This is a genomic window from Streptomyces sparsogenes, assembly GCF_001704635.1.
Taxonomy (GTDB): domain Bacteria; phylum Actinomycetota; class Actinomycetes; order Streptomycetales; family Streptomycetaceae; genus Streptomyces; species Streptomyces sparsogenes.
Genome location: NZ_MAXF01000120.1, coordinates 1 through 21,883, shown reverse-complemented (window position 1 = coordinate 21,883; position 21,883 = coordinate 1). Strand labels below are relative to the sequence as shown.

Below are 21,883 nucleotides of genomic sequence, written 5' to 3'. Positions count from 1 at the left end.
GGCGTGTCGCTGTCCCATACTCACCGCGGATCCGCCTACGCCCCGGGGATCCGCACCGCCCGGCCCGTGACGCGGCTGCGGTCGTCGTCGGGCGTCAGGTCGACGAGGAGTTCGCTGGGGCGTCCCATGTCCTCGCCCTGCCGGATCCGCACCCGCGTCGGCTCGGTGATCAGCCCGAGCTCCCGCAGATAGCCGCCGAAGGCGGCGGCCGCCGCCCCGGTGGCCGGGTCCTCCACGACGCCGCCGGGCGGGAAGGGGTCGCGGGCGTGGAAGTCGAAGCGGTCGGCGGACTCGCGCCACACCAGGTGGACGGTGGTCCACTCGTGGCGGGCCATCAGCTCCTCCAGCGCGTCGAAGTCGTAGTCCAGGTCGGCGAGCCTCTCGCGGGTGGCGGCGGCCAGGACGAAGTGGTCGTTGCCCCCGAAGGCGATGTGCGGCGGGAGGGCCGGGTCCAGGTCGTCCCGGGTCCAGCGCAGGGCCTTCAGCACCTGCTCGGTCAGCGCCTCGTCGGCGGGGCGGGAGTGCGCGGGCGCGCTGGTGAGCGTGGCCTGCGGCGCGGAGCCGTCCCCGTCCGCCCCGTCGGCCAGGGTCGTCGCGACGCGGATCTCGCCCACGGGGGTGTCGAAGACCAGCTCTCCGGGGCCCGTGCGCTCGGCGAGGGCGACGGCCGTGGCGATCGTGGCGTGGCCGCAGAAGGCCACCTCGGCGCGGGGGCTGAAGTACCGCAGCCCGTAGCGGCGCGCGGCCTCGTCCCGGACGGTGACGAAGGCGGTCTCGGAGTAGCCGAGGCGGGCGGCGATGGCCACCATCTGGGTGTCGTCGAGCGCCGTGGCGTCCAGGACCACACCGGCGGGGTTGCCGCCGGAGGGGTCGGTGGTGAAGGCGGAGTAGTGCAGGACGTCGTCGGTCCCGGGGGCGGTGGCGGGGGCGGTGGGTGCGGCGGGCGCGGTGTGTGCGGTCATGGAACTACCGTGTCACCGCACCCTCTATCGCGTCCAACGATTGTTTTCGCTTGAGCCCATCGATTTCCTCGATAGCCGCCCCCGCCTGCGGCTAGGCTGGGGTGTCGATGGACACCAGACTTCTCCGCACCTTCGTGGCCCTCGCCCGCACCGGCAGCTTCACCGCAGCCGCCGCCGAGCTGCACCTCGCCCAGTCCACCGTCACCGTCCAGATCCGCTCGCTGGAGCGGGAGCTCGACACGCGTCTGTTCGACCGGCTGCCCGGGGGCACCATGCCCACCCGGTCCGGGCGGAGGCTGCTGGAGGAGGCCGAGCGGATGCTGGACGCCGAGGCCCGGCTGCGGGCCGTCGCGGCGGCCGGGAGCGGCGAGGGGGCGGACGGCGCGGTGGAGGGGCAGGTCGCCCTCGGCGCCGGCGAGTCGCTGTGCTCGTCCCATGTGCCCCGGGTCATCGCCTCGCTGCGGGGCACCCACCCGGGGGTGGACGTCCATCTGCACGCGACCGGTACCGACGCGGCCGTGGAGGGGCTGTCCTCGGGGCGGCTCGACCTCGCGCTCCTCCTGGAGCCTGAGGTGGAGGCGGCCGACCTGGTGGCGCGGCCCATCGCCCACGAGCCGCTGGTGTACGTGGCCGCGCCCGGCCACCGGCTGGCCGGGCGCGCGGCGGGGTGGCCGGAGCTGGCCGAGGAGAGCTTCTTCGTCCACGAGGAGGGCTGCTCGTACAGCGATCGGCTGGTGAGCACCCTGCGCGCGCTGCCCGACGCGCGGCCCCGGCTGACCCGGTTCGGCAGCATCGAGGCCGCCCGTGCCTGTGTGGCGGCCGGGCTCGGGCTCACACTGCTGCCGCGGGCGACCGTCGAGCGCCAGCTGCGGGACGGCCTGCTGGCCGTGGTCGACGGGCCCGTGATGCCGCCTGTACCCGTTCAGCTCACCCGGCACCGCAGGCGGTGGACCTCCCCGGCCGCCCGGCTGGTCGCCGAGGAGCTGACCCGGCTGATCGACGGATGACCCGCCGGTGATCCGGCGGCGACCTCGTATGGCTCAGTGGTCCTCGGCCGCCGGTTCGAGGACGAAGACGGGGATCTCGCGGTCCGTCTTCTTCTGGTAGTCGTCGTAGTCGGGGTACGCCTCGACCGCGCGCGCCCACCACAGGGCCTTCTCCTCCCCGTGGACCTCCCGCGCCGTCATGTCCCGGTTCACGGTGCCGTCCCGCAGCTCGACCCGGGGGTCGGCCACGATGTTGTAGTACCAGACGGGGTGCTTGGGGGCGCCGCCCAGCGAGGCCACCGCGGCGTAGACGCCGTCGTGCTCCACCCGCATGAGCGGGGTCTTGCGGATCTTGCCGGACTTGGCGCCCTTCGTGGTGAGCAGGATGACCGGCAACCCCCGCATGGTCATCCCCTTGGTCCCGCCGGAGCTCTCGATCAGCTCGACCTGGTCACGCACCCACTTCTCGGGGCTCGGCTCGTACTCGCCCTGCAGAGGCATGGCTTCCGTCCCATCGTCGACGACTTACGGTGACTTACCGCGTGCGCTGGATGCAACGCCCCGTGGCCGTCCCGGCATTCCGGCTGGCGCCGGTCAGCCGTGGCCGCGCAGCCGCCGCCACACCGCGTGCGCCGCGTGGTGTCCGGACATCCCGTGCACCCCGGGCCCCGGCGGGGTGGCCGACGAGCACAGGAAGACCGACGGGTGGGCCGTCGTGTACGGGACGCGGGTCAGCTTGGGGCGGATCACGGTCTGCAGGCCCTCGAAGGCCCCGCACGCGATGTCCCCGTCGACGTAGTTGGCGTTGCGCGCGGCGATCCGCGGCGGCCCGGCCACGGCGCGGGCGAGCACCAGGTCCCGGAAGCCGGGCGCGAAGCGCTCGATCTGCCGCTCTATGGCCTCGGTGGCGTCCCCGTCCCAGCCGCGGGGCACATGGCCGTAGGCCCAGAAGGTGTGCTTGCCCGCCGGGGCGCGCGAGTCGTCGATCAGGCTGGGCTGGGCGGTGATCAGGAAGGGCACGGCGGGGGCGTGGCCCTTGGTGGCGGCGCGCAGCGCGGCGCCGATCTCGCCCGAGGTGGGGCCGACGTGGACGGTGCCGGCGCGCCGGGCCTCCTGCGCGGTCCAGGGCACCGGGCCGTCCAGGGCGTAGTCGACCTTGAAGACGCCGGCCCCGTAGCGGAAGCGGCGGTAGGCGTCGCCGAGCCCGGCGATCCGGGCCAGGGCGGTGGGCGAGGTGTCGAAGACGTACGCCCGGGCGGGCGGCAGCTCGTCCAGCCGCTTGACCTCGACGCCCACGTGGATCGCGCCGCCCTGCTCGCGCAGATACGACCCGAGCGCGTCCGAGATCGCCTGCGAGCCGCCGCGCGGGACCGGCCAGCCGACCGCGTGTCCCGCGAGCGCGAAGAGCAGCGCCGGGCCGGCGGTGCCGAACCCGCCGCTCGGCGCGATGGCGTGGCCGGCCATCCCGGCGAGTATCGCGCGCGCCTTCTCGTCGCGGAAGCGGCGGGTGAGGAGGGAGACGGGCTGGGCGGCGTGCAGCCCGAAGCGGGCCCAGCCGACCGGGTCCGCGGGCAGCCCGTTCCACTGGGTGCGCAGGAAGTCCCGGGCGAGCGTGTCCCAGCGGCCGAGGTACGGCGCGACCAGCCGGCGGTACGTACCGGCGTCGCGCGGCCCCAGCGACATGGCCGTCTCACCGACCGAGCGGGCCAGGACGGCGGCCGTGCCGTCCGGGAAGGGATGGGCCAGCGGCAGCTCGGGGTGCAGCCACTCCAGGCCGTGCCGGGCGAGCGGCATCGCACGGAAGGCCGGGGAGCCCACGCCCAGGGGGTGCACCGCGGAGCAGGGGTCGTGCCGGTAGCCGGGGAGGGTGAGCTCTTCGGTGCGCGCACCGCCGCCGATCGTCCCGGCGGCCTCGAAGACCTCCACGGCCAGGCCGCGGCGGGCCAGTTCGACGGCCGCGGTCAGCCCGTTCGGCCCGGCACCCACCACGACCGCGTCGAGCATGGACGGCACGTCGGGTCTCCTCCCCGTCCTCGAGGGATGTCGAGGACTCCTGAGAGTCTGTCAGCCGGCGGCTGCCAGCAGGCTCAGGATATGCCGTACGGTCGCCGCGTCCCGCGCGGCCGCGAAAGGAAGCGCGTTTCCGCCCGCGATGCGGAACGGCTCACCGGCCGACGTCGCGCTCGCGCCGCCCGCCTCCTCGACCAGCAGCAGGCCCGCGGCGTGATCCCAGGCGTTCTCCCAGGTGAAGGCGAGCGCGTCGAGCAGGCCCCGGGCGATGTTCAGATACTCCAGGCCGGCCGAGCCGCACGGGCGGGGCGCGACACCCGGTGTCCGCAGTACGGACAGGGCGAGCTTCTCCGCGTCCGTGGTGAAGTCGTAGTGCGAGATGGCGACTTCGAGGTCCCTGCCGGGCTCCGGGTGGCCGGAGCGTATCGGCTCGCCGTTGAGCACCGCTCCCCCGCCGCGGCGGGCGACGGCCATCAGGTCGAGGGCCGGGGCATGGGTCCACGAGGCGAGCAGCTCGCCGCGGTGGGCCAGGGTGACGAGGGTGGCGAAGCCCGGGTCGCCGTGGACGAACTGCCGGGTGCCGTCGACCGGGTCCACGATCCACACCGGTACGTCGCCGCCCAGCGCGCCGAGCACGGCCGGGTCGGCGTGCACGGCCTCCTCGCCCACCACGGCCGAGCCGGGCAGCAGCGCGGTGAGCGAGGCGGTCAGCTGTTCCTCGGCCCTCCGGTCGGCGATCGTCACCAGGTCGTGCGGGCCGTTCTTCTCGACGATCTCGTGGTCGGCGAGCTGCCGGAACCGCGGCATGACCTCGGCGGCGGCCGCCTTGCGCACCGCCTCCTCGACGTCGGACAGGTCACCGGCGAGAAACTGCTCGATCATGCCCTCATCGAACCATGCCCCGGCGACGGCCGGTGACCGGGCGGCGGCCAGGGGATGGCCGCGGCGTGAACGGCCTCAGCTGGCATCGCAACCGTCATAACCGATGGCTATCACAGCGGCTCTTGGACGGCGCGGGCCCCCGCGGCGCACCGTGAACCGCGAGGCGGGCGCCGCTCCCGGCGCCCGGCCGAGTCACCGGAGAGGACCCGATCGCGATGCGCGCACTGCTGTACGACCCCGAAGCCCCCCAGGGCCTGCGGCTCGGCGAGGCCCCGGAGCCGGTGCCCCGGGACGCGCAGGCGCTGATCGAGGTCCACGCGACCTCCCTCAACTTCGGCGAACTCGCCTACCGGGAGGAGCGGGCGCGTCCCGGGCAGGTGCTCGGCTGGGACGCGGCGGGCGTGGTCGTCCGGCCGGCGGCCGACGGCTCCTGCCCGGCGGCCGGCACCCGCGTGGTGTGCTTCGGGCCGCCCGGGGCGTGGGCCGAGCGGCGGGCGGTGGACCTCGCCGACCTCGCGGTGGTGCCGGAGGCGGTGGAGCTCGGCGCAGCGGCCACACTGCCGGGCGCGGGGGTCTCGGCGCTGCAGGCCGTGCGCCGGCTGGGCCCGGTGCTGGGCCGCCGGGTGCTGATCACCGGCGCCTCGGGCGGCCTGGGGCGCTTCGCGGTCCAGCTGGCCGCGCTCGCGGGCGCGTATGTCATCGCGGCGGTCGGCAGCGCCCAGCGCGGCGAGGGGCTGCGCGAACTCGGCGCCGACGAGGTCGTGGTCGGCCTGGACGGCGTCCGGGCGCCCGTCTTCGGCGTGCTGGACAACGTGGGCGGGCCGCTGCTCGCGGAGGCGTTCTCCCTGGTCGAGCCCGGAGGCTCGGCCCTGTCCGTCGGCAAGGCGTCCCGCCGGCCGACCAGCATCGACTTCGAGCGGGAGCGGCTGGCGGGGGGCGACAGGCGGCTCGAACCGTTCGTCGTACGGTCGCCGTTCGGCCCGGACCTGGACTGTCTGGTGGGCCTGCTGGCCACGGGGCGGCTCGACCCGCAGATCGGCTGGCGCGGCTCGTGGGAGCGCGCGCCGGAGGCGGTCGCGGCGCTGCTGGGCCGCCGGGTGCGCGGGAAGGCCGTGCTGGACGTCAAGGGTCAGGGCTGACGCGCCGCCCCGGCGGGCTTCGGGACGGGCTCGGACGAGGACTTCGCGGCGAGCTTCGGCGGGGTCTTCGTGGTGGGCTTCGCGGCGGGCTTGGACGGGGACTTCGTGGCGGTCTTCGCTGCGGGCTCCGCGGCGGGCTTCGGTCTTCGCGTCGCGGCGGGCTTGGACGGGGACTTCGTGGCGGTCTTCGCTGCGGGCTCCGCGGCGGGCTTCGGCGGGGTCTTCGCGGCGGGCTCCGCGGCGGGCTTCGGCGGGGTCTTCGCGGCGGGCTTCCCGGTGGGCTTCGGCGGGCACTTCTCGGCGTATGGCCCGCCGGCGCCCTCCCCCGGGCCGTACGCGGTCAGGAAGCGGTCCCGGAAGGTGTCCATCCGCCACACCGGGGTGTCCCGCCCGGGCCTGAGGCCGTCCTGCCACCCCCAGCCGGAGATCCGCTTCAGCACGGCCGGGTCGTGCGCGACGATCGCGACCGGCACGTCCCGGCTGGCGTGGTCGCCGCTGACCCGCGCGAGCGGCTGGTGGTCGCCGAGGAAGACGAGCACGGTGTTCTTGTCGCCGTACCTCACCACGTAGTCGATGAGGCTGGTCAGCGAGTACTGGATGGACTTGCCGTACTCGGTGCGCACCTGCGTGGAGTCCGTGAACACGTCCTTGGGGTCCTTGCCCGCCTTCTTGATGCCGTCGTAGACCGAGCCGTCCCCGACCTCGTCCCAGCCGATCATCCTGGGGACGGGCGCCCAGGGCTGGTGGCTGGAGGTCAGGATGATCTCCGACATCAGCGGCTTGTCGTGGCGCCTGCCGTGCTCCAGGCGCTCGAAGGCGGTCAGGGCGTACTGGTCGGGCATGGTCGACCAGCTGAACTTCGGCCCCTGATAGCCGAGGTTCCGGGAGTCGTAGACGTGGTCGAGGCCGTAGAACCTCGCCTCCGGCCAGTTCTTGGTGACGCCCGGCATGATGCCGACCGTGCGCCACGCGCCGGTGCGCTGGAAGGCGCGGGTGAGGGACAGGTGGTCGCCCGCGGTGACGGTGCGGTAGCGGTTCTGGTTGTCGATCCACAGGCCGGACAGGAAGGTCGAGTGGCCGAGCCAGCTGGAGCCGCCGTACGTCGCCGAGGTGAGCCAGCCGCTCTTGGCGGAGTATCCGGCGGCGCGCAGCTCCTTCGTCTTCTCGTCGAGCAGCGCGTCCACCCCGGGCGCGATCAGCGGGTCCTCGATCGCGCTGCGGCCGTAGCTCTCGATGAAGGTGAAGATGACGTCCTTGCCGCGCAGCCCGGTCAGCAGCCGGTCCCCCGGGGTGTCGCCGAAGGTGTCGACCGCCGCGACCTTGGCGAACTCCCGCTCGTCCCGCAGGGTGGCCTTCACCCGCTGCACCCGGTCCTCGACGCGCTCGGTGGTGCTCCTGGAGGCGACCGGCAGGCCGGCCACCCGCACGCCGAACGTCGCGCACACGACCCAGGCGGTCCCGAGCACCAGGACCGAGCGCGTCGCCACGGCGCTGTTCCGGGCCATCACCTCGCCGAGCCGCAGACATGCCAGGGCCATGAGGGCGAGCAGGACGAGGACGAGGACCCCGGCCCCGATCGCGGCGGCCGTCGCGGTGGCCGAGCCGAGGGAGTCCTCGAGGTACGACTGGGCGTCGTCCAGCAGGATCCAGTCGAGCACCACGTTGAACCCGCGGCCGAGGAACTCGTTGAAGCCGATGTCGAGGAGGTTGAGCACGGTCAGCAGGCCGAGGAACACCCCGGCGAGTACCGCCGCCACCCGCCTCGGCGTCCGCGGCAGCATCAGCAGCACGGCGGCGCCCACGACCGCCTCCACCGGGATGTGCGCGAAGGCGCCGGGCGTGACGAGGGCGAGCCGGTTCGGCAGGAGGAGGGCGCCGAGCACCAGCGCGGCGGAGACGGCGGTCGTCCCCCACGCCACGGCCCGCGCCGCGACCCGGCGCGCCTTCGCCTTGTCACGGACCGGCAGTTGACGAAAGCGTGTGAAGGGCGGCACCCCGAAGTTCCTTCCGTACGCGCGAAGCCTGATGGTGGCACGGCGGACCGGGCTCGGGAGGTCGGAGCCGCCACTGTCCCTTACGGCTCGCGGGCGGCTCCGGTTCAAAAGTGCGCTCCGGGGCGCCGCGTTGGGTTCCCGACTGTCATGCCCACGGCTACAGTCCAGAGATGGGAGCGCTCCCATACGCACCCGTACCCCCGAACCCCCTCGTGCTCACGGACCCACCGACGAAGGCCCCGAAGGAGTCCCCCATGGCACCGTACGTACGCACCCACGTACGCACCCTCGCGGCCACGGCCGCCTCGCTGGCCGTGACGGCGGCCCTCACCACCACCGCCGCCGCCGCCGCCGCGCCCACGCCCACACCCACGCCCTCGTCCTCTTCCGCGCCGGCGCGGGCGGCGGCCGCGTGCTCGGCCAACGGCTTCTGCGAGGACTTCGAGTCCCAGACCGGTACCGTGCCCTCCGGCCGCTGGACCACGAGCGTGGCCAACTGCTCGGGGACCGGCGCCGCGACCGTGGACGGCACCGTCGCCCACGGGGGCACCAAGTCCGTCCGGGTGACCGGCAGGGCCGGGTACTGCAACCACGCCTTCGCCGGCACCTCCCTGTCCGGTGTGCCGGGCGGCTCCGAGCTGTACGCCCGCTTCTGGGTCCGGCACACCACCGCGCTCCCCGCCCAGCACGTCACGTTCGCCGCCCTGCGGGACACCAACGACGGCGGGAAGGACCTGCGGATGGGCGGGCAGAACAAGGCGCTGCAGTGGAACCGGGAGTCCGACGACGCCACCCTGCCCGCGCAGAGCCCGGCGGGGGTGGCGCTGTCCACCCCGCTGCCGGTCAACACGTGGACGTGTCTGGAGTTCCGGCTCGACCGCTCGGCGGGCCGCCTGGACACCTGGGTCAACGGCTCCCTCGTCACCGGTCTGGTGGTGGACGGCACCCCGACCCAGGACGTCGACCAGCAGTGGCTGGCGAGGGGCGGCTGGCGCCCCGCGCCCACGGACCTGCGGCTGGGCTGGGAGAGCTACGGCGAGGGCGATGACACGCTCTGGTACGACGACGTCGCCGTCGGGACCTCGCGGATCGGCTGCGGCTGAAGTCAGAGCTGAGGCCGGGCCGAGGCCGGGCTGGGGCCGGGCTGGGGTCAGAGCTGGGGTCAGAGGGGCGGGCTCTGGTTCTGCGCGCGGTAGCTGCCGGGAGTGCACCCGAACGCGCGGCGGAACGCGTCGATGAAGGCGCTGGCCGAGGCCCACCCGCAGCGGTGCGCGACCGCGGTGACGGTGACGCCGTCGGAGAGCAGCAGCAGCGCGTGGTGCAGCCGCAGTTGGGTGCGCCACTGAGGGAACGTCATCCCCATCTCCGCCCGGAAGAGCCGGGTGAGCGTACGGGCGCCGGCCCCGGCGCGGGCGCCCAGCTCGGCCAGCGGGCGGGGGTCGGCGGGGTCGTTCTGGAGGATGGCGCACACGGCGGCCAAGCGCGGGTCGCGGGCCGTGGGCAGGTGCAGGGGCTGCTGGGGGGCGTGCCGCAACTGGTCGAGCAGGACCGCGAGCAGGCGGCGGGACTCGGCGGCCTCCGGGTCGGCGCCCGGGCGGCTGTACTCGATGATCAGCTCGCGCAGGAGGGGGCCGACCGCCAGCACGGCGGGCCGGTCCAGGCCCAGCGGGTTGGCGTCCACGGGCAGGCCGACGCCGTGCAGCACGGTGCGCCCGTAGGCCCGGTGTTCGTGCAGGGTGCCGACGGGGACCCAGATGGCCCGGGTGGCCGGCGCCACCCAGCTTCCGGCCTCGGTGGTCACCGACAGCACCCCCCGGCCCGCGTAGACGACCTGGTGGACCTCGTGGCGGTGGGCGGACACTCCGGTGCCCGGCGCCAGGAAACGGGTCGTCGTCGGCCTGTGCGAGACCCGGACCGGGACGGCCCGGCCGGGGGCGTGGCTGCGGGGTCGGCCGGGGGCTTGGCGGAATACCGACATCACCTGGCAGTTTATCGGAAGCCCGCCAGCCGCCGTCCGCCGAGGATCGTGGGGGTGACCAAGAAGGACCACTCAGTTTCCAGACCCGTCGTCATGATGGCCGTCGGCCACGCGACCGTGGACTTCTACCAGGGGGCCGTGCCCACGCTGGTGCCGTTCCTGGTGGCCGAGCGCCACTACGGCTATGTGGCGGCGTCCGGCATCGTGCTGGCGGCCACGTTGCTGTCCTCGATCGTGCAGCCGTTGTTCGGGGCGCTGACGGACCGCTGGACGATGCCCTGGCTGATCCCCGCGAGCTCGCTCGGCGCGGGTCTCGGCATCGCGCTGTCCGGGCCGGGCGACTCGTATGTGCTCACCTGGCTGGCGGTCGCCCTCTCCGGCATCGGGGTCGCCGCCTACCACCCCGAGTCGGCGCGGCTGGCCCGGACGGCGAGCCGCGGCAGCCATGTGGCGATGGGCTGGTACTCCCTCGGCGGCAACATCGGCTTCGCCCTCGCGCCCGTCGCCGTGTCCCCGGTGCTCTCCGCCGGCGGGCTGGGCGCGTCGTGGTGGCTGGTGGCGCCCGCGGTGGCCGGGGTGGCGCTGACGGCCTCGGTGATCCGGTCCCTGGCCCGGCGCGCGGCGGTGGAGCGGGCCGCCGCGCGGGGCGCGGGCCGGGACGACTGGCCGGTGTTCGTGCGGCTCTCGGCGGTCGTCGTCTGCCGTTCGATCATCTTCGTGGGACTGAGCGCGTTCATCGCCCTGTACGCCCAGCAGCGGGTGCCCGGCGGCTCCGCGACGGGGTCGGCGGCGCTGTTCACGCTGTTCGCCGGGGGCGCGGTGGGCACCGTCCTGGGCGGCCCGCTGGCCAAGCGCTGGGGGCGGGTCCGCACGCTTCGCGCCGCCTACGGTGCCGGGGTGCCCGCCGTCGCCGGGCTGGTGTTCATCCCCGGGCCGGCCCTGTACGTCTTCGCCGCCCTGACCGCCGCCGCCCTGTACGTGCCGTTCTCGCTCCAGGTCACCCTGGGCCAGGACTACCTCCCGAACCGGGTCGGCACGGCCAGCGGCGTCACCCTGGGTCTGGCCGTCAGCGTCGGGGGCGTGGCCAGCCCGGGCATCGGGGCCCTGGCCGACCTCGTCGGCCTGCGCGCCGCGCTCGCCCCGCTGATCGCCGTGTGCGCCCTGGCCTGGCTCGTCGCGGGCACGCTCACCGAACCGGACGCCGACGCCGACGCCGGCTCAGGGCCCGCGCCCGGGCCCGTGTCCGCGTCCGGGGCCCCGCCCGGGTCCGGGTCCGGGTCCGGGTCCGCGTCCGCGTCCGGGTCCGGGTCCGGGCCCGCGTCCCGGCCGGAGGCCGAACCGGGGGCCGCCGCGCCGGGGACCCGCTGACCCGGCCCCGCGGGCTGCCGCCGCCCCGCCGGACTGCCGCCGCCCCGCCGTCGCCCCGCCGGGCCGCGGGCTGCCGGGCTCTGTCGGTGGTACGGCCTACGGTGGCGGTCATGACCCTTCTGAGTCACGACCGCCTGTGCGCCGAGATCACCGCGCAGACCGACCTGTTGCAACCGCTCGTCGAGGGCGGGGACATGAGGGCCCCCGTGCCGTCCTGCCCCGGGTGGAACGTCGGCCAGCTGCTGCGGCACCTCGGCGGCGCCCAGCGCTGGGCCGCGGAGACGGTGCGGACCCGGGCGGCGGGCCCGCTCCCCGACGACCACTTCCGCGACCTGTCCCCGTACGCCGACGAGGACCCCGCCCGGCTCGGCCCCTGGCTCGGCGAGAGCGCCGCGCTGCTCGCGGACGCGCTGCGGGAGGCCGGGCCGGACGCGGAGGTGTGGACGCCGGTGCCCGGCGGGACCGCCGCCTTCTACGCCCGCCGGTTCACCCACGAGACGGTGGTCCACCGGGCCGACGCGACCCTGGCCCTCGGCGCGGAGTTCACCGTCGCCGAGGACGTGGCGGTGGACGCCCTGGACGAGTGGATGGAGCTCGGCGCGCTGCCGATGCACTTCGACGTCCACCCCCGCATGCGTGAGCTGCTGGGCCCCGGCCGCACCATCCACCTCCACGCCACCGACACCGACACCGTTACCGACACCGGCACCGGCGCGGCGGCGGAGTGGGTGGTCGACCTCACCGGCGAGGTGATCACCTGGCGCCGGGCCCATGAGAAGGCCGCCGTCGCCGTGCGGGCCCCGCTGACCGACCTCCTGCTGCTCGTCTACCGCCGCCGCCCCGCCGGCGGCGAGGGCGTCGAGGTGCTCGGCGACGCGCGGCTGCTGGACCTCTGGCTGGAGCGGGTCGCCTTCGGCTGACCGACCCGCCGCGGCCCTCAGCCGTACCCCCCTTGGCCGCACTCCCCTAGGCCGCGGCGAACGGACGGTCGCGCCGGGCGTCGTGGAGGATCGAGCCCCACCACTGGAGCTGGTCCAGCATCACCTTGGCCGCCGCGGCCGGGCCCTCGGGCTCCTTCAGGGCGCCGTCGGGGCCGAACAGCTCGTAGTAGCGGGGGAAGGAGACGTAGTCACGGACCGTGTGGGCCTGCAGCTCGTTGAACACCTGCCGCAGCCCCTCGATGGCCAGCAGGCCGCCGCTGGCACCGCTGTAGCCGACGAAGCCCACCGGCTTGGTCTGCCACTCGGTGTAGTGCCAGTCGATCGCGGCCTTCAGCGCGGCCGGGTAGGCGCGGTTGTAGTCCGGCGTCACCACGATGAACGCGTCGGCCGCCGCGAGCCGCGCGGTGAGGTCCGCCATCTCGGCCGGGCGGCGGAGGTTCGGGTCCATCGCGGGCGGCACGGGCGGCAGGGCGAGCGGCAGCGGGGTGTCGGCCAGGTCGATGAGGTCCACGTCGAACCCGCCGTGCGCCCCGGCCTGTTCGGTGAACCAGTTCGCGACCGTCGGCCCGAACCGGCCCTCCCTGACGCTGCCGAGGATCACCGCGAGCTTGAGGTTCTGGCTGGACATGGGTGGGTCACTCCTTGCGTGAATTCCTGGGCGGCCGGGTGGCCGCCGGTGTGGCCGGGAGGGCCACGCCCTCAAACCTGCCGGGCCGCGCCGGGACCAGGAAGGCCGGGCGGAGACTGGTAGTGGCAGGGCCACCATCCGGCTCAAAGCGGCTGCTACGTTCGGGGCGTGAGCGACAACGAGCTGGGTCTGTTCCTGCGCCTGCGCCGGGAAGCGGTCACCCCCGCCGAGGTGGGGCTGCCCACCGGCCCCCGCCGCCGCACGCCCGGCCTGCGCCGGGCCGAACTGGCCACCCTGGCCGGGGTCAGCGTGGAGTACGTGACCCGACTGGAGCAGGGGCGCGACCGCCGGCCCTCCGCGCAGGTGCTGTCCGCGCTGGCCGACGCGCTCCGCCTCACCCCCGCCGAGCGCGTCCATCTGCACCGGCTGACCAAGGGCGCCGAGAGCGGCTTCACCTGCCGGGGCGACGCGGGCCCGGCCCGCGCGGTCCGCCCGACCGTACGGGCCCTGCTGGACCGCCTGGAGCCCGCCCCGGCCGTGCTCGTCAACCGGCTCAGCGAGATCCTCGCCCACACCTCCGGCTACGAGCGGCTGGCCGGCCCCATCGGCCTGCTGGACGGCGACCCGCCCAACCTCACCCGCTTCGTCTTCACCGACCCCCGCGCTCGCACCGCCTACCCCGACTGGGCGCGCGTCGCCGACGACCAGGTCGCCGCCCTCAAGCAGGGCCCCTTCCGCGCGGACCCCCATATCGCGCATCTCGCCGACGAGTTGACCGTCACCATCGGCGGCGCCTTCGCCGAGCGCGCGGCCACCCTGCCCGGCCTCCCCAGGGCCAGCGGGATCACCCGGCTGTGCCACCCCGAGGCGGGCGAGCTGCGCCTGGCGTACGAGACCCTCGACCTGCCCACCGACGACGACCAGCGCCTCATCGTCCACCTCCCCGCCGACGACGCCACCTCCGCCGCCCTCGACCGCCTCACCGGCCGCCGCCCGGGCGCGCTGCGGGCGGTGGCCGGCTGAGGTCATGACTTTATGGTGAGTATCGGACAGCGACACGCCGACACCACGGCGTGCCGCTGTCCGATACTCACCACAACTCAAGCCTCGGGCGCCAAGGTCACCGGTATTGGCGTTACGGAAGCTCTCGTCCGGGGGTCGGACGCAGCGCCTGCCCGTGTGGGGTGCAGGTGAAAGTGTCCGCGAAGCGCTCCATGCCGCAGCGGACCGCGAGCAGCAGGGGTTCGTCGTGGTCCGGCGGCCAGGACGAGGCGGCTTCGGGCGCGGTGCCGTTCCAGAGGTGGAAGAACACCATGGGGTCCTCGGCCCGCGCCGTCAGATAGCCGAGCGTCTTGCCGTAGAGCGGGTTCGTGCTGCCGAAGAGTATGGAAGGCGGCCCGAACGCGGCGACCACATCGGCCCATCCCCGGTCCTGACGGACCCACTCCGCGATCCGCCCCCGCATCGACGCGTACGCCTCGGCGTCCAGCACGCGGTCTACCTCCAGCCACCCCGCCCGGCGGGCGAACTCCGCGTAGAGCGAGGCCGCCTCGTGCCCGTGATCGCCCGGCAGCAGGGACCGGAACGCCCCCGATGGGGCCGCGCCACCCCTCCGGTCCGGAATCGCTACGACCACCAACCCTTGGAATCGATCATCTAGAAGGCTCATGAAGATCTTGAAGAGGGGGCCATCCGGCCGGAGGCCGGGTGGCCCCCTCTTGGCTATGGGGTGGCTGGGGTGAGGTGCCAGGTGCCGCTGGTTCGGGTGAGTCCGAGGTTGATCAGCCGGCGGAGGTTGAGGGCGGCGGCGCGGTGGTGGAGCCAGATGTTGTTGGCGATGACGCCGCGGTAGCGGACTCGACGGTTTCCCTTGGCGACCAGCCAGGCGATGGCGCGTTCGACCGGGGGCCGCCATCTGCGGTATTCGTCCTGCCAGGCGGGGTCGGTGGCCGCCTGGTGGCGGGCCGCGGACAGCAGTTCGCGCTGGGGGTGGACGTTGAGGGTGCGCCCGGTCTTGGACCTGGTGCAGCGCCCGCGCAGGGGACAGTTGGTGCACAGGTGCTTGAACTGAGCGGTGCGGGCACCGTCGGCTTTGACCTGTCCGAGGTTGGCGGTGTGTCCGGCCGGGCAGGTCGCGGTGCCGGCCGCCAGGTCGATGTGGAAGTCGTCGATGGTGAAACCGCCGGGGACGGCCTGCCGCAGCGGCGGCGGCTTGATGACCGGGGTATGGCCGTCGGCCTGCAGGTGTGCACGCAGGTCGCCGGTGCCGTAGGCGGAATCGCCGAGCACGGTTAACCGCGTGTCCGGTTCCTCGTCGGCGAGCAGGCGGGTGGCGACGGCGGCCTCGTGGTTGTCGGAGCCGTGGCCGCTGGTGAGCGCGACGGCGGTGAACAGCCCGGTCTCCGGCTCGAAGGACGCATGTCCTTTGAAGCCGTCCTGGTGGCGGGTGCGGTTTTTGTGGATGTGGCGTGCGTCCGCATCGACGGTGGACACGGTCCGGTCCGCGACTGTGCGCCGGGCGATGCGCCAGCGTCCGTCACGCCCGTCGGAGTCTTCGGCCGGCTCCACGTCCTGGCCCGCGACCAGGGCCAGCAGGCCCACCGCGTTCGCCGCCTTCTCGCCGAGTTCCCGCTCGGGCAGGTGTCCGAGCAGGTTGATCGCGTCGGTGACCAGCGCGTCGATCAGCGTGGCGCGTGCTTGCTCGTCGGCCCAGGCGATCCTCGGCTTGCCCGGGTCGGTGTAGTCGTGCGCGCGGCACCACTGCGCCGCCGTCTCCTCGCCTCCGGGGACCTCGCGGATCACCCGGCGGATCGCGGAGATGATCTGGGTGACGGTGTCCTGGGTGGCCACCGCGTCATCGAGGACGGTGGAGTCCAGTGCCCGGCGGTGCTTGCCCTTGAGGACACCGGTGGCCTTCACGACTTCACGCACGGCCTCAAAGACCCGGTTCGGGCGGGTGGAACGGCCCAGACGACGGCGGAAGTAGGCCAGGAGCGACGGGTCGAAGGCCATGTCGTTGAGGCCCAGCCCGCAGGCGGCCTTCCACCGCAGGTCGCAGCGCAGTTCCTGGACCGTCTCGAAGTCCGATAGCCCGTGCAGGGCCTGCAGGGTGATCGCAGCGGCCAGGATCTGCGGGGGCATGCTCGGCCGCCCGTTCGCCGATGGATACATGTCCGCGAACATCTCCACCGGAAACAGCGCACCACGATGCTCGGCCAGGAACGCGAACACACTCCCCGCCGGAATCAACTCCCGGCAGGTCTCCCACACATCCGGCCCGACCGTCTCTCCGGACCATTCACCCATCACCACAACAACGAGTCTGGCCCCGCCGCTCACACGGCGGGGCCAGAACCCCAAGATCTTCATGAATCTTCTAGCCTACCTCCGCGGGGCAGTGACGGCGATGTGCCCGGCCTCGCAGCGAGACCGGGCACCTCCTCAGTGATGCTGGGCGGTCTGTTCAGGCTCCGGGGCGCCTAGGTGACCGTCAAAGTCACCGGCCCATCGGGCATCGGGGTGCCGTTCGGGAAGCCGAAGGACGAGGACTTGCGCGCCTGGTCGGATAGGCGCAGGGCGATGGTGTACGTCCCGGGGGCCACGTTGGAGGGGAGTGAGAAGGAGAGGGTCAACGGGCCGCTGAAGGTCACTGAGTTGCCGCCGGACACGGCCGGGATCCACTGCCCCGAGGAGTCGATCAGGTAGAGGTCGTGGCTGTTCACACCCGCGGTGGTACCCGAGACGTTGACGGTGAGGTGGATGTCCGTGAAGTGGTCCGTTGCCGGGATGGTGGTGGGCGAGAGCGTGGCCTGGTCGATCTCCGGCAGCACCGTGTCGGGTGCCGAAGTGATCGTCAGACCGGTCTCCGGTGCGCCGAACTCCGAGCCGTACAGGGCGACGTTCCCGGCGTTGTCCGTGATGATCACGCCGGTGATGTGGCAGGTGAAGACCCCCCGCGGCACGTCGTACTTCACCGAGACGGTCCCGTCCGCCGCGGTCGTTGCCGTGGTGGAGGTCTGCCGGCAGCCGTTGGCACTGTTGGTGTTCACGACCGCCGACGCGACCTCGCCCTGGTTCCCGTGGGGCTGGAAACCGACCTTGATCGTCCGGGCGCCGTGCCAGGTGTCGACCGGGTTGGGTGTCGCCGTGAAACCGTCTGCGGAGAGCACGTCGTTGGAGGTGACGTGGACGGGGGCGGCTGAGAGGTTGTTGTAGGTGCTGGTGTTGCCCGCGTTATCGGTGAGCTTGACCTGCGAGACGGTCCACGTGCCTGATGCCGCGTGCGCAGGGAAGGTCACGGATACGCGGCAGGACCCGGCGTACGTCTGGCCCCAGTCGATGGAGCCACACCCCTCGTAGCCCGCGTACCAGGTCCATTCGATCGCGAACGAGCCGGTCAGGTGCTGCCCGTCGGGGCCGGTCACCGTCAGGGTGCCGCCGGAGATGCCGGCCTGGGGGTCGTGCACGTCGAGATCGTAGGTCATGCTCGACGAGTCCTCGCCGACGTAGACGTACGGCTCCTGTTCGTGGTTCACCGCGAGGTCGTCGTACGTCGGGCCCTGCTCGTCGGCGAGCGTCTTTGCCTCGAACGTGTTGTGGAACGCACCCAGCTTGGTGGCGTCCCAGTCCAGCGAGGTGCCCTGGTTATCCCAGGCCTCTAAGCGGGTGACAGCCCAGGTGACCGACGTCCCGGCCGCGTGCTGCGGAACGGCCAGGGTCCACTCATAAGTGGCCTCTTGAGGCGTCGAACCGGGCACCACGGTGATGTCCTGGCCATAGGAGCCCACGTCATAGGTCCCCACCAGCGGCACGCCCAGGTAGGTGCCGGCCGTCGCGCCCTGGCGGTGCATGTAGACCCGCGCGCTCATCCCGTCTGTGTCCGGGGTGGTGTCCGTCATCGTCCAGCGGAGCGTGACGGTCTGGCCGCCAGGCGTCGCGTCCACCTCGGACGGGGTGAAGTCCATGTCGGTCACGGCCATGGTGCCCGTCTCCTGCGCCGCCGCGGTCCCCGTGATCGGCGTCAGGGCCAGCGCGAGCCCCACCCCGATCGCCGCGGTCATCCGTCTCAGTCGTAAGCGCAACTCTGGTCCCCTCATTCTGTTTTCCGTCGTGTCCCCGTAGTCGGGGTGAGCGGACTGTAACAGTTCAACTACTAATCTGTTCGACTGTGAGCCCGGGACTGACTGGGGCAGGGTCGGGCACGTGTTCGACTTCGGGATCCAGGGCTACCGGCCGCACTGGCTGAGCGGCCCCCGCGCGGTCGGGAAGGCCCACGGGGCCCGGCTGCGGGCCCTCGCCGGCCGTACCCTGACCCGGCTGTGGGTCGTGTGGGACGAGGAGGACGACGAGTGGTTCCCGGACTGCCCCGTGCTGCTCGACTTCGACGGTGAGCAGGTGGAGGTCAACCACTGGAAGCTCGACCAGCTGTCCCTCACCTGGAACTCCATCGATCCGCGCCGCCCCGTCCAGTGGCCGGGCTTCGCCCTCCGATGGCGCGAGGACGCCATCCCAGAGGCGGCACCTCACCTGGGCCGCCCCCTCCGGAACGTCGAACTCCTCGAATGGACCGGCCACGACGCGGCCCGAGGAACCGTCGACATCAGCTTCGTCTTCCCAGAGGGCCGGATCACCGTCTCCAACGCCCTCGACGAGAACGGGCTGTCCTTCGCCCCGCCACACCGCCAGTCGCGGCCGCGCCCGCTCGGCTGAGTCCCCCGTGGCGGAATAATCCCCGGTGACGTCCGAGCTAGCGACATAGGAAGCAGCGACAAGAAACGAAGGTGCGCGGATGCACGGTGAGTACAAGGTGCCGGGCGGGAAGCTCGTGGTCGTGGATCTCAAGGTCGAGGGCGGACGGCTGAAGGACGTCCGGGTCGCGGGTGACTTCTTCCTGGAGCCGGACGAGGCGCTGCTCGCCATCGACCGCGCGCTGGAGGGCGCGCCCGTCGACACCGACGCGCGCGGGCTCGCGGCCCGGGTCGAGGCGGCCCTGCCGGAGGGCGCGGTCATGTTCGGGTTCACGGCCGAGGCCGTGGGCATCGCCGTGCGGCGGGCGCTGGCGCACGCCACCGACTGGACGGACTACGACTGGCAGCTGATCCATGAGGCCCCGCAACCGCCCGCCCTGCACATGGCGCTGGACGAGGTGCTGACGGAGGAGGTCGCGCTGGGGCGGCGGCCGCCGACGCTGCGGGTGTGGGAGTGGGCCTCGCCCGCCGTGATCATCGGTAGTTTCCAGTCGCTGCGCAATGAGGTGGACCCGGAGGGCGCGCGGCGGCACGGCATCGAGGTGGTGCGGCGGATCAGCGGCGGCGGGGCGATGTTCGTGGAGCCCGGCAACACCATCACGTACTCGCTGTACGTGCCGGAGTCGCTGGTGTCCGGCCTGTCCTTCGCCGACTCGTACGCGTATCTCGACGACTGGGTGCTGGGCGCGCTCGGCGACATGGGCATCGCGGCGTGGTACCAGCCGCTCAACGACATCGCGACGGACGCGGGGAAGATCGGCGGCGCCGCGCAGAAGCGGGTGGTGACCGGGTCGGGGGCGGTGCTGCACCACGTGACGATGTCGTACGACATCGACGCGGACAAGATGCTGGAGGTGCTGCGCATCGGCCGGGAGAAGCTGTCGGACAAGGGGACCAGGAGCGCGAAGAAGCGCGTGGACCCGCTGCGCCGGCAGACCGGGCTGCCGCGCGCGGCCGTCATCGACCGGATGATCGACTCCTTCCGGGAGCGGTACGGGCTCGCGGACGGCACGGTGACGGAGGAGGAGACGGCGCGGGCGCGGCGGCTGGCGAAGGAGAAGTTCGGCTCGCCGGAGTGGACCGCGCGGGTCCCGTGACGGGACCGCCGCCCGCGCTCAGCCGGCCGGCGCCGGGATGACGCGTCCGCCGTAGGCACTCGGTCGGCCGGCGCCGGGATGACGCGTCCGCCGTAGGCATTCAGTCGGCCAGCGCCGGGATGACGCGTTCGCCGTACGCGTCGATGGTCGCCTCCTTCGCGTCGTGCATGGCGTAGACCGCGAACTGGTCGACGCCCAGGGCCCGCAGGGCGCGCAACTTCTCGATATGGGCCTCGGCCGGGCCGAGCAGGCAGAAGTGGTCGACGATGTCGTCGGGGACGAAACCCGTGGTGGGGTTTCCGGCGCGGCCGTGGTGGCTGTAGTCGTAGTGCGCGCGCCCCTTGATGTACGCGGTCAGGGCTTCGGGGACGGCGTCGGAGTGTTCGCCGTAGCGGCTCACCAGGTCGGCGACGTGGTTGCCGACCATGCCGCCGAACCAGCGGCACTGCTCGCGGGCGTGGCCGAGGTCGTCCCCGACGTAGGCGGGCGCGGCGACGCAGATGGTGACCGCGTCCGGGTCGCGCCCGGCCTCGGCGGCGGCGGTCCGTACCGCCCCCACCATCCACTCCGTCAGATAAGGGTCGGCGAGCTGGAGGATGAAGCCGTCGGCCTTCCGCCCGGCGAGGGCGAGCGCCTTGGGGCCGTAGGCGGCCATCCAGACGGGCAGCTTGCCGCCGGTGACCCAGGGGATGCGCACGGGGGTGCCGTCGACGACCGCCTCCCGCCCCTCGGCCAGGTCGCGGATGGCGTCGATGGCCTCGCCGAGGCGGGCGAGGGTGTTGGGTCTGCGGCCCGCCACCCGCATGGCGGAGTCGCCGCGGCCGATGCCGCACACGGTGCGGTTGCCGTACATCTCGTTGAGCGTGGCGAAGGTGGAGGCGGTGACCTCCCAGGTGCGGGTGGACGGATTGGTGACCATGGGGCCGACGATCAGCCGCTCGGTGTGCTCCAGCACGCGGCTGTAGATGACGAACGGCTCCTGCCACAGCACGGCCGAGTCGAACGTCCAGCCGTGGCTGAAGCCGGCGTCCTCCGCGCGCTTCATCAGGTCGACGACCGCCGACGCCGGCGGATCGGTCTGCAGGACGAGTCCGAAGTCCATACCCGCTCCCAGCTAGTCCCGTACTTCGCGGGTCGTTGATTCGTATGGTGTGACCGGTCCGGGGGTGTCCTTGGCCGGTGGTGTGGCGTTGGGTTGGGTGTGTCGATGACTTCCCGGTCCCCGCGGCCACGGTCTGTCCGTCAGCGCCTTGATGTGGTGGTGACGTCCGTGGTGGAGAAGCGTCTGGGCGCTCTGCCTGTCGCTGCCGAGTTTCTGCGCCGGCTGGATGTTGCCGGGATCGTCGACGAGCTGTGTCCGGGCGGTGCGAGCGCGCATCTGACCCACGGGCAGGTGATCGAGGCGCTGGTGGCCAACCGGCTGACCTCGCCCGCACCGCTGGTGCGGGTCGGCGACTGGGCCCGCACCTGGGCGGTGGAGGAGGTCTTCGGCCTTGAGCCGGACCTGCTCAACGACGACCGTCTGGCCCGGGCCCTGGACGCGATCGCACCGAAGCTGGAGCAGATCGCGGGCACTATCGGCGCGCAGGCGATCGCCGAGTTCGGGATCGACGTGTCGAGGCTGCACTGGGACATGACCAGCATGTCTGTCCATGGCGCCTACCCGAGCGAGGACCAGGACGAGCAGTACCCGGTCATCAGCTACGGGCATCCCAAGGACCGGCGGGTGGATTTGAAGCAGGTCCAGACCGGGCTCGCGGTGTCCGCCGACGGCGGCATCCCCGTCCACGCCCGCGTCTTCGGCGGCGGCGTCGCCGAGGTCAGCCAGGTCGTCGGGGCGATGAAGGACCTGCGGGGCATGGCCGGTGAGCGGAAATTCTTGATGGTCGCCGATTCCAAGCTGGTGTCCTACACGAACGTCACCGCACTGCTCGCGGCCGGGGTGGACTTCATCGCGCCGGTCCCGGCCGCGCAGGTCAAAGACGAGGTCTATGCCGCCTTGGACCTCACGCAGGCACATCTGGTCGACTGGGTGCCCGAGAGGGACGAGGGCAAGCCGGCCGGTGAGCGGGAGGTCTACCGGGTACTGGAGGACGTCCACACCCTGGCCGGGCCCCGCAAACGGGATCTGGTGCACCGGCTGCGCCGGAT

Annotated in this window: 20 protein-coding genes; 9 read left to right on the top strand and 11 right to left on the bottom strand. The window is 73.1% G+C overall.

Annotated features, from left to right (window positions below):
* Window positions 1-35: 35 nt before the first annotated feature.
* Window positions 36-962, bottom strand: a complete 927-nt coding sequence (locus BBH68_RS24885; RefSeq protein WP_065965730.1) for a PhzF family phenazine biosynthesis protein — start codon at window positions 960-962, stop codon at window positions 36-38.
* Window positions 963-1,069: 107 nt separating this feature from the next.
* Here BBH68_RS24885 and BBH68_RS24880 point away from each other — a divergent pair, with 107 nt between their 5' ends.
* A complete protein-coding gene (locus BBH68_RS24880) occupies window positions 1,070-1,969 on the top strand; it encodes a LysR family transcriptional regulator (protein ID WP_065965729.1) in 900 nt (299 codons plus the stop codon).
* A gap of 33 nt (window positions 1,970-2,002) precedes the next feature.
* Here the strand turns inward: BBH68_RS24880 and BBH68_RS24875 are convergent, their stop codons facing one another.
* The 3 genes from BBH68_RS24875 to BBH68_RS24865 all read right to left on the bottom strand — a co-directional run bounded on the left by BBH68_RS24875 (window position 2,003) and on the right by BBH68_RS24865 (window position 4,840).
* Window positions 2,003-2,449, bottom strand: a complete 447-nt coding sequence (locus BBH68_RS24875) for a nitroreductase family deazaflavin-dependent oxidoreductase (protein WP_065965728.1) — start codon at window positions 2,447-2,449, stop codon at window positions 2,003-2,005.
* 93 nt (window positions 2,450-2,542) lie between these two features.
* Window positions 2,543-3,952: a phytoene desaturase family protein gene (locus BBH68_RS24870; protein ID WP_174589085.1), complete on the bottom strand. Its 1,410-nt coding sequence runs from the start codon at window positions 3,950-3,952 to the stop codon at window positions 2,543-2,545.
* Between the two features lie 60 nt (window positions 3,953-4,012).
* Window positions 4,013-4,840, bottom strand: a complete 828-nt coding sequence (locus BBH68_RS24865) for an inositol monophosphatase family protein (protein WP_065965726.1) — start codon at window positions 4,838-4,840, stop codon at window positions 4,013-4,015.
* 215 nt (window positions 4,841-5,055) lie between these two features.
* Here BBH68_RS24865 and BBH68_RS24860 point away from each other — a divergent pair, with 215 nt between their 5' ends.
* Window positions 5,056-5,979, top strand: coding sequence for a zinc-binding dehydrogenase (locus BBH68_RS24860; protein ID WP_065965725.1), 924 nt, complete (start codon window positions 5,056-5,058; stop codon window positions 5,977-5,979).
* Here the strand turns inward: BBH68_RS24860 and BBH68_RS24855 are convergent.
* Entirely contained in the window at window positions 5,970-7,973 is a 2,004-nt protein-coding gene (locus BBH68_RS24855) for an alkaline phosphatase family protein (RefSeq protein WP_245738293.1), read from the bottom strand. The genes BBH68_RS24860 and BBH68_RS24855 overlap by 10 nt on opposite strands.
* Before the next feature lie 254 nt (window positions 7,974-8,227).
* Here BBH68_RS24855 and BBH68_RS24850 point away from each other — a divergent pair, with 254 nt between their 5' ends.
* Window positions 8,228-9,076 (top strand): hydrolase, encoded by an 849-nt coding sequence (locus BBH68_RS24850; RefSeq protein ID WP_065965724.1) that lies wholly within the window; start codon window positions 8,228-8,230, stop codon window positions 9,074-9,076.
* A gap of 59 nt (window positions 9,077-9,135) precedes the next feature.
* On the opposite strand, the gene BBH68_RS24845 is transcribed toward BBH68_RS24850, so the two are convergent.
* Window positions 9,136-9,951, bottom strand: coding sequence for an AraC family transcriptional regulator (locus tag BBH68_RS24845; protein ID WP_065965723.1), 816 nt, complete (start codon window positions 9,949-9,951; stop codon window positions 9,136-9,138).
* Between the two features lie 93 nt (window positions 9,952-10,044).
* On the opposite strand from BBH68_RS24845, the gene BBH68_RS24840 reads away from it, so the two are divergent.
* Entirely contained in the window at window positions 10,045-11,319 is a 1,275-nt protein-coding gene (locus tag BBH68_RS24840; RefSeq protein WP_079151179.1) for an MFS transporter, read from the top strand.
* A gap of 110 nt (window positions 11,320-11,429) precedes the next feature.
* A complete protein-coding gene (locus tag BBH68_RS24835) occupies window positions 11,430-12,239 on the top strand; it encodes a maleylpyruvate isomerase family mycothiol-dependent enzyme (protein ID WP_065965722.1) in 810 nt (269 codons plus the stop codon).
* A gap of 46 nt (window positions 12,240-12,285) precedes the next feature.
* Here the strand turns inward: BBH68_RS24835 and BBH68_RS24830 are convergent, their stop codons facing one another.
* The gene (locus tag BBH68_RS24830) at window positions 12,286-12,888 is read right to left on the bottom strand and encodes an NADPH-dependent FMN reductase (protein ID WP_065965721.1); all 603 of its coding nucleotides are present in this window, start codon (window positions 12,886-12,888) and stop codon (window positions 12,286-12,288) included.
* A gap of 168 nt (window positions 12,889-13,056) precedes the next feature.
* On the opposite strand from BBH68_RS24830, the gene BBH68_RS24825 reads away from it, so the two are divergent.
* A complete protein-coding gene (locus BBH68_RS24825; protein WP_065965720.1) occupies window positions 13,057-13,911 on the top strand; it encodes a helix-turn-helix domain-containing protein in 855 nt (284 codons plus the stop codon).
* Window positions 13,912-14,023: 112 nt separating this feature from the next.
* Here BBH68_RS24825 and BBH68_RS24820 read toward each other — a convergent pair whose 3' ends face one another.
* The 3 genes from BBH68_RS24820 to BBH68_RS24810 all read right to left on the bottom strand — a co-directional run bounded on the left by BBH68_RS24820 (window position 14,024) and on the right by BBH68_RS24810 (window position 17,948).
* Window positions 14,024-14,524, bottom strand: coding sequence for a hypothetical protein (locus tag BBH68_RS24820; protein WP_076970653.1), 501 nt, complete (start codon window positions 14,522-14,524; stop codon window positions 14,024-14,026).
* Window positions 14,525-14,610: 86 nt separating this feature from the next.
* Window positions 14,611-16,194 carry an IS1182 family transposase gene (locus BBH68_RS24815; RefSeq protein WP_065960697.1) on the bottom strand — a complete coding sequence of 528 codons (1,584 nt, stop codon included), beginning with the start codon at window positions 16,192-16,194 and terminating at the stop codon, window positions 14,611-14,613.
* A 173-nt stretch (window positions 16,195-16,367) separates the two neighbouring features.
* Complete coding sequence (locus tag BBH68_RS24810) at window positions 16,368-17,948, bottom strand: hypothetical protein (protein WP_065965718.1); 1,581 nt, start codon at window positions 17,946-17,948, stop codon at window positions 16,368-16,370.
* A 142-nt stretch (window positions 17,949-18,090) separates the two neighbouring features.
* On the opposite strand from BBH68_RS24810, the gene BBH68_RS24805 reads away from it, so the two are divergent.
* Together BBH68_RS24805 and lplAB are read left to right on the top strand one after the other, a co-directional pair.
* Complete coding sequence (locus BBH68_RS24805) at window positions 18,091-18,597, top strand: hypothetical protein (RefSeq protein WP_065965717.1); 507 nt, start codon at window positions 18,091-18,093, stop codon at window positions 18,595-18,597.
* A gap of 79 nt (window positions 18,598-18,676) precedes the next feature.
* Window positions 18,677-19,732, top strand: coding sequence for a lipoate-protein ligase LplAB (gene lplAB / locus BBH68_RS24800; protein ID WP_065965716.1), 1,056 nt, complete (start codon window positions 18,677-18,679; stop codon window positions 19,730-19,732).
* A 100-nt stretch (window positions 19,733-19,832) separates the two neighbouring features.
* Here the strand turns inward: lplAB and BBH68_RS24795 are convergent, their stop codons facing one another.
* Window positions 19,833-20,834: a TIGR03842 family LLM class F420-dependent oxidoreductase gene (locus tag BBH68_RS24795; RefSeq protein WP_065965715.1), complete on the bottom strand. Its 1,002-nt coding sequence runs from the start codon at window positions 20,832-20,834 to the stop codon at window positions 19,833-19,835.
* A 168-nt stretch (window positions 20,835-21,002) separates the two neighbouring features.
* Between BBH68_RS24795 and BBH68_RS43345 the strand changes: the two genes are divergently transcribed.
* On the top strand, window positions 21,003-21,883 hold an 881-nt coding region (locus tag BBH68_RS43345; RefSeq protein ID WP_245738291.1), incomplete at its 3' end, for an IS1634 family transposase.